This is a genomic window from Paracoccus sp. PARArs4, from assembly GCF_947311865.1.
Lineage (GTDB): Bacteria > Pseudomonadota > Alphaproteobacteria > Rhodobacterales > Rhodobacteraceae > Paracoccus > Paracoccus zeaxanthinifaciens.
This window is the reverse complement of sequence record NZ_CAMZMW010000034.1, coordinates 1-5,775: the sequence shown is the minus strand read 5'-3', so window position 1 is coordinate 5,775 and position 5,775 is coordinate 1. Positions and strand designations below refer to the sequence as shown.

The 5,775-nt window shown below is 61.9% G+C and carries 5 protein-coding genes; 4 read left to right on the top strand and 1 reads right to left on the bottom strand.

Annotated elements, in window-relative coordinates; all coding sequences use genetic code 11:
* Positions 1–712: 712 nt before the first annotated feature.
* Entirely contained in the window at positions 713–2,041 is a 1,329-nt protein-coding gene (locus QMZ16_RS16110) for a PRC-barrel domain-containing protein (RefSeq protein WP_282604010.1), read from the bottom strand.
* 290 nt (positions 2,042–2,331) lie between these two features.
* Here QMZ16_RS16110 and QMZ16_RS16105 point away from each other — a divergent pair, with 290 nt between their 5' ends.
* From QMZ16_RS16105 to QMZ16_RS16090, 4 genes are all read left to right on the top strand, one after another.
* Positions 2,332–3,432, top strand: a complete 1,101-nt coding sequence (locus tag QMZ16_RS16105) for a YihY/virulence factor BrkB family protein (RefSeq protein WP_282604009.1) — start codon at positions 2,332–2,334, stop codon at positions 3,430–3,432.
* 131 nt (positions 3,433–3,563) lie between these two features.
* Positions 3,564–4,178, top strand: coding sequence for a hypothetical protein (locus tag QMZ16_RS16100; RefSeq protein WP_282604008.1), 615 nt, complete (start codon positions 3,564–3,566; stop codon positions 4,176–4,178).
* On the top strand, positions 4,178–4,573 hold the full coding sequence (locus QMZ16_RS16095; protein WP_282604007.1) for a phage holin family protein: 396 nt from the start codon (positions 4,178–4,180) through the stop codon (positions 4,571–4,573). Before QMZ16_RS16100 ends, QMZ16_RS16095 begins: the two co-directional genes overlap by 1 nt.
* Positions 4,570–5,649, top strand: coding sequence for a DUF3618 domain-containing protein (locus QMZ16_RS16090; protein ID WP_282604006.1), 1,080 nt, complete (start codon positions 4,570–4,572; stop codon positions 5,647–5,649). The genes QMZ16_RS16095 and QMZ16_RS16090 overlap by 4 nt, the downstream gene beginning before the upstream one ends.
* Positions 5,650–5,775: the final 126 nt, after the last annotated feature.

Sequence of the window (5,775 nt, the reverse complement as noted above, 5' to 3'; positions counted from 1 at the left end):
GAGGGTCTTTCTGTCCGCCGTCGCTCTCGCCGCAACTGTCATCTTCTGGCTTTGAAAATTAACGAGTCTGGAGCCTAAGCCGACCATCGTCAAGCGCTATGCGATCTGCGCCAGCGCGCATTCCGCGGGCTTAAACCTACGTAGTGAAAATGGATGGCGACCGTCCGGCCGATTGGCGTTCGTAGGTCGGAAACCCTTCGAAAGGACGTGTCTTCTCAGGAAAAGTTGAACAGCCAAGAAGCTGAATGCCATTTCGATCGGCGATTACGCCCTATCGCGCTGTTCGCCATAACAAGCCGGATCGAACACTATTCTGCCAAGCGGCTAGTGCCAATCCGCTCAAGAGGTAATCCCCTGATGGAAGACGCAGTTCAAACCGTGGGAGCCGACATGACGCGAAGCGATCTGTCCTGCTGCCAGACGGCTCATATTCCATCAAAGCGCTCCACAGTTCTTAATGCGAATGCACGTTCGCCAAGCGCATACCGCAATGTGGCGGCTTTAGCAGCACCGATCTCATTCACATGAAAGCTGCATCATGCCTAGACGGTCGGTATAGAAGACTTCAGCATGCCGCCTTTGTCATGAGGCGGAAGCGCGGTAGCCTCTTCGTAGCCTCAGGCCTCCATCTGAACCGGTTACAAATGAAAATTCCCCCCGGCGCCGAGGCGACCGGGGGGCATCGGGAAGGTATGACGCAGCCCTCTGTGCCTCAGCTCAGGTTGATCATCCGGTCGTCGGGCAGAACGGCGTCGCTGTCATACTCGAAATCGTTTGCAGCTTCGACATCATCCTCGGTCATGCTGTCGACCACCAAACGCTCTTCATTGACGGTGACACGGGACATCGGCACCGGGATCTCCTTGCCGCCAAGGCCGAGGAAGCCACCACTGCTGAGGACGAGGTTCGGCTTACCGTTCAGATCGACGAATGCCTCGGGATTGCCCAGATCCTCGCCGTCGGCGGTGACGACCTCCATGTCGCTCAGCTCTGCCACGGACATTTCGCGGCCCTGAGTTTGTGCCTGCTCCTCGACCTCTTGCGCATTGGTCTGTCGACCCTCCTGGGCGGCCAGACGCTGCTGGCGTTCCTCGGGGGTCTCGATCACGACATTCGGCTGCCCGGTCTGCTGCACCTCGACCGTGGGCTGCTTGGCCATCGACACGGACACCTGCGGCTCGGCGCCTTCGAACGCCACGTCGGGATCGCTCTGCTCGACCGAGACGTTCGGCTCACCCTCGGCGTGAACGATCTCGACCTGCGGTTCCGGGGTCGCAATCTCGGTATCGCCGTTGGCGTTCTGCACCGAACCGTCATCGATCTCGGTCGTGTCGCGGGCCTGATCCTGCGGTACGGGGTTGCCGTCCGCATCGACGCCCAGATCGACATTCAATTCAGGATCGGCCTGCGTGACGCTGATTTCAGGCTCGCCCTGTTCGACCTGAACCTCGGGGTCGGCGGCGGCGACGCTGACATCGGGATCGGGGTTCAGGATGTAGATGTCGGGTGCCGGATTGTCGACGCGCGCGATGATCTCGGGGATCTCAACGGCGACGGTGGGCTGCTTCTGGCTGACCTGGATATCGGCGGCATTGCGCGTCACGCTGATTTCGGGCTGCTGTTCGGTCACGGTAACGGCGGGCGCGGGAACCTGTACGTCCACATCCGGATCTGGCACGGTCACTTCGGCCTGGCCCTCGATGGTTGCATCCTCAGACAGATCGACGCGGTCGCTGGCCTTGGCTGTTTTCTCTTCTTCGGCCTGTTCGGTGACGTCATCGGACGCCCCCTGCGTCAGACGTTCTTCCAGCGTAGTGCATTCCTGAACCATGTCCCGGTTGATCGCCGCGACGACCTCGGTCTGCGGGATCACGGTCGGATCGTCGGCATCGCGATAGGCGTCGGCCAGCATGCGGCATTCCTGGCTCTTGCCTTCCAGCTGTTGTTCGTTGATGTCCACCAGCGATTGCGCCAAGGCAGCTCCGCCCAGTGGCAGGGTGATTGCGGTGCCCAGAAGCAGGTTGCGGGTCAGGATCTTCATGGTGTCGCTCTCCTCGTGATCTGTCTTTGCGCCCTTCGGAACACGCCCCTCCAATTGCCCCCATTCGTCCACAGTTCCCGCGGCAATCATCGCCGGGACCGGATCCCTTCGACCCGAGGGCGTGAATAACGCGCTTATTGCTGAGCCAAATCGACCTGAATAAAAAATGTTAAAGATCTGCACGGAACAGTTCGGCGCGACGATCGCACCGGATGGCCATCCAATTAAATTCCTGTGCGACCAAATCCCCTCGATTGCGTTGGGCATTCGACAGCACAGGAGATTTGCAAATGCCCCGCAAGCAGCACCGCGGCCGCAGGGCCGAGGCCCCGACCGAGATTCCTGCGAAAGGGTGGTGGGACATCCTGAAGAGGGTCAAGAACGAGATCAGCAGCGACCACGTGTCGGTCGTATCGGCCGGCGTCGCGTTCTTCGGGCTTCTGGCGATCTTCCCAGCCATCGCAGCGGTGATCTCGATCGCGGGGTTCTTCCTCGATCCCGCCGATGTCGCCGGACAGCTGGATTCGCTGGTGACCATCCTGCCCGAAAGCGCGGCCTCGATCATCCAGGACCAGATCACCGCCGTCACCGGCGGGGACGAAACCGCGACCGGCATCGCTGCGCTGTTCGGCATCGCCGTCGCCTTCTATGGCGCGACCAAGGGGATGCTGACCCTGATGGAGGGCATGAACGTCGCCTATGACGAGGAGGAGACGCGCGGTGTCGTAGCGCTCTATGCGATGGGCGGCGCGCTGACCCTGTTCCTGATCTTCGGCATCCTCGTTTCGATGGGCGCCATCCTGGTCGTCCCCGTCTTTCTGGATGTCCTGCCCCTGCCCGGTATCGTCGAGACCATCATTTCCTGGGCGCAATGGCCTGTTCTGGCCGCGCTGACGATGTTCGGACTGGCCGTCGTCTATCGGTTCGGCCCGTCGCGAGAGGATCCGAAATGGCGTTGGGTCAGCCCCGGCGCGATTGTCGCCACGATCCTGTGGCTGGCGGGCACGGTCGGGTTCTCGATCTATGCGCAGAACTTCGGCAGCTATAACGAGACCTATGGCACGATCGGCGGGGTGATCATCCTTCTGACCTGGCTGTGGATCTCGGCCTATATCGTACTGGCAGGGGCCGAACTGAACTCCGAGATGGAGCATCAGACCCGGCTGGACACGACCACCGGGCAGCCCCTTCCGCAGGGTCAGCGCGGCGCGGTCAAGGCCGATACCGATCCCGACCTGCCCGAGGATACCACCGGCGACAGACAGGCTGCAGGGCGCAGGGATGACGGCGTCGTATCGCGAAAACCGTCGCTTGTGGCCGGGGTCCTGGGCCTTCTGGCGCTGCGTGCGATCCGCAAGCCGCGCCCCGCCAACGACCGTTTCGGGCGTTGAATGGCAGATAATGGCCGATCGGCGATAAACCAATGTGAAACGTCAGGAACTGACGCAAACCCGATCAGTTGAAATGTGCAACACGCGACGTGCCACCGGGCGTCACAGTGTAATTCAAGGGAGTTTCGATTATGACCCATGATCCGAATATCACGGAAAATGCGCAATTCACGGATGCGCCTAATGCTGGAACGACCAAAAGCACCGATACCCAGGAATTGAAGCGCGAAGCCGAGCATCTGGGCGATACTGCACGCGAGGTCGGAAAAGAGGCTTATGGCCGCCTTTCCGAAGGCGCGGCGCAGCATACGGAACAGGCCAAGGAAGGCGCCGCCTCCGAGGTGCAGGACATCTCGGCCGCATTGCGCAGCGCGGCCGACAAGAGCCGCGCGGGTTCGGCCCAGGAACGGACCTTCGGGCAGGCCGCCGAAGCGCTGGCCGATCTGTCGGACATGATCCGCAACAAGGATCTGGGGCAGATGCTGAACGACGTGAACGGCCTTGCACGCCGCAACCCGGCCGCCTTCCTCGGCGGTGCGGCGCTGCTTGGTTTCGCGGCCACCCGCTTTGCCAAGGCATCCGCAAGCCCCGATCACGGCACGACCGGCAATGCAGGGGCCGCCTACCCCGCCACGCCATCGCCCGCAGCACCGACCCCCGCTGCAGGAATGCCCGCATCGCCCGCCGTCAACACTGTCACCAATCCTTCGGATACCGTGACCATCGCATCGAAGGAGGAATTCTGATGTCAGATGAACGGAAAACCGGAACCGGCAACCTGATTGCCGAGCTGATGGATCACGTCTCGAGCCTGCTTCGCAAAGAGGTCGATCTGGCCCGCACCGAGATGGGCGAGAAGCTGAACAGCGCGCTTGGCGGCATCATCGCGATGGCCGTGGCACTGGTCTTCGCGATCGTCGCACTCAACACCTTCAGCGCCGCGCTTGTGGGCTGGATCGCAGAGGCGACTGACCTTGGCGCAGGCTGGTCGTCGCTGATCGTGACCATCGTCTTCGGGATCATCGCTGTCGTTCTGATCATGCGCGGCAAAAACGCGCTCCAGGCACGCAATCTCGTTCCTTCCAAAACCACGCAAAGCCTGCGTCGCGATGTCGAAAGCGTCAAGGAGGCCTACAAATGAACGACCAATCCTCTGCCCAAATCCAGCGCGAGATCGAGACCGAGCGCAAGGAGATGAACCAGACGCTGAGCGAGCTGACGAACCGTCTGTCGCCCGATCACCTGATCCGCGAGGTCAGCGATCACTTCCGTCAGCATGGCGGCGAGATCACGCGATCGGTCAGCGAATCCGTCAAGCAGAACCCCTTGGCGCTGGCACTGACGGGCGTGGGCCTCAGCTGGCTGATCTTTGGTCAGAACCGCGCGCAGCAGGCCGCCGCGCCGGCTGTAGGTCATGCCTCGACGGGCACTACGCCTGTCGGCAACGTGCCCTCCGATGCCACGCTGACGCAACGTCCGGCCTATCCGTCCTGGGCGCAGTCCTCGCCCATCACGGGCCACGATAGCAACGAACCCGGCCGCTTGTCCCGTGCGAAGGACGGCCTTGCATCCGGCAAGGACAAGCTGTTCGAGCATGTGGGCAGCGCGAAGGATGGTATCGTCGCCGGCCGCGACAAGATCGCGGACCATGCCGGCGCCGTGCGGGACCGCGCTTCCGGGCTGCTGGATCAGGGGCGCGACAGTCTTGCCGACACTCGAGAGCGTTTGGCGAAGGGGACCGAGCATCTGTCGAACGAGGCACGTGAACGGGTGATTGCGGCCCGTGAACGTGCCTTGGCAGCTCAGCAGTCGGTCAGCGACCATGTACGACGTGGTGGGAACGAGATATCGAACTACTATGACCAGCAGCCGCTGATCTTCGGAGCCCTGGCCGTGGCCGTCGGCGCTGCGCTTGCAGGCAGCCTGCCGCGCACCCGGTACGAGGACGAATATCTTGGACAGCACAGCGATCAGCTGATCGAGGAAGCCGAGCGCATTCTCAACGAGGAAACCGAGAAGACGAAGGCCGTCTATGCCGCGGTCAAATCCGAGGCTGCGGATATCGCTGAGGAAACCCGCGACGCCGTGGACGAAGGTACGCCCGGCGATCATTCCGCGGCGAAGTCTGCCCGCGAATATGTCGAAAGTACTGCCGAGCGCCTTGCCGACACGGCCAAGCAGGAAGCAAATCGCCAAGACCTCGGTAGGCCGGGCTAGGGTCAGGACCCATTAATCGGGTTGCGACCACCTTGCCGGCGTGATTCATGCTCCCGAACTGATGGGGGCATGATGAGCAATCTTTTCTGGCTGAGCGATGAGCAGATGGCGCGGTTGCGGCCGTTC

Coding starts and splice junctions, on each gene's coding strand:
- QMZ16_RS16110 (WP_282604010.1), bottom strand. CDS start 2,041: ATGAAGATCCTGACCCGCAACCTGCTTCTGGGCACCGCAATCACCCTG.
- QMZ16_RS16105 (WP_282604009.1), top strand. CDS start 2,332: ATGCCCCGCAAGCAGCACCGCGGCCGCAGGGCCGAGGCCCCGACCGAG.
- QMZ16_RS16100 (WP_282604008.1), top strand. CDS start 3,564: ATGACCCATGATCCGAATATCACGGAAAATGCGCAATTCACGGATGCG.
- QMZ16_RS16095 (WP_282604007.1), top strand. CDS start 4,178: ATGTCAGATGAACGGAAAACCGGAACCGGCAACCTGATTGCCGAGCTG.
- QMZ16_RS16090 (WP_282604006.1), top strand. CDS start 4,570: ATGAACGACCAATCCTCTGCCCAAATCCAGCGCGAGATCGAGACCGAG.